The 1,085-nt window shown below is 64.4% G+C and carries 1 protein-coding gene; it reads right to left on the reverse strand.

Annotated features, from left to right (window positions below; translation table 11 throughout):
- Positions 1 to 7 precede the first annotated feature (7 nt).
- Positions 8 to 1,030, reverse strand: coding sequence for an IS30 family transposase (locus ABIB25_RS29145; protein WP_354532010.1), 1,023 nt, complete (start codon positions 1,028 to 1,030; stop codon positions 8 to 10).
- Positions 1,031 to 1,085: the final 55 nt, after the last annotated feature.

Genomic DNA, 1,085 nt, shown 5'->3' on the forward strand with positions numbered 1-1,085 from the left:
GGCGATTTCAACCAGCGAGTGCCTCACCTGACTCCAACAATAGCATATCGAGTTTCTCTTTCGGTTTGAGCCATTCGAGGGTTTGACGGGGCCGGTTGTTCAGCAGGTACGCGATGTTGTTCAGGTCAAGCTGTGAATGAACGGAAAGGTCGGTGCCTTTCGGCATGAATTGGCGAAGAAGCCCGTTGGTGTTCTCGTTGCTGCCCCGCTGCCACGGTGAGTGCGGGTCGCAGAAGAAGACGGGGATGTCGGTGGCGATGGTGAACTTCGCGTGAGCGGCCATCTCCCGGCCCTGGTCCCAGGCCAGGGAACGCTTGAGCAGTTGCGGCAGCCGGCCCATCGCGGTGCTGAGCAGCACCGCGACCCGATCGGCGGTGTGGTCGTACGGGCAGCGTTGCAAGATGACGAACCGGGTGGTCCGCTCGACCAGGGTGATCACCGCGGAGGCGTTGCCGGCGCCCATGATCAGGTCACCCTCCCAGTGACCTGGCACCGCCCGGTCGTCGGCCTCGGCGGGCCGGTCGGTGATCATCACCATGTCCTTGATCGGCGCTTTCGACGCCAAGACGGCCCGCCGCTCGGCGCGGGACACCCGCTTGGTGCCGCCGCGACGCAACGCGCCTACCAGTTCGACCTTCAGCTGTCCGCGGGCCTGGCAGTACAACGCCTGATAGATCGCCTCGTGCGACAACCGCAGCTCCTGATCCTGTGGATGATCCAGCACCAGTCTGGCCGCGATCTGCCGCGGCGACCAGGCTTGACTCAACCCCAGGTTCACCGCCGCCAGCACCCGCGGGTCCGATTCCACCCGACGGGCCTTCACCCGCAGGCGGTCCCGATCGGCCGAGCGCTGCGCCGCGACCGCCCGATACACCTGGCGTCCACCGTGCCGCTTGATCTCCCGATTGACGACCGTGTCATCCCGACCCAACCGGGCCGCGATCACCCGACCGGAATCACCGGCCTCGATCCCACGGGAAATCTCCTCCCGATCAACAAATGTCAACTCCACACCACGCACGAAACTCACTCCTCCGATCAAGATCATCTTACCCGGAGTGAGGCACCCACCCATTTACGTTGCC

This window comes from Nakamurella sp. UYEF19 (genome assembly GCF_040546275.1).
In the GTDB taxonomy this organism is placed as follows: Bacteria; Actinomycetota; Actinomycetes; order Mycobacteriales; family Nakamurellaceae; genus Nakamurella.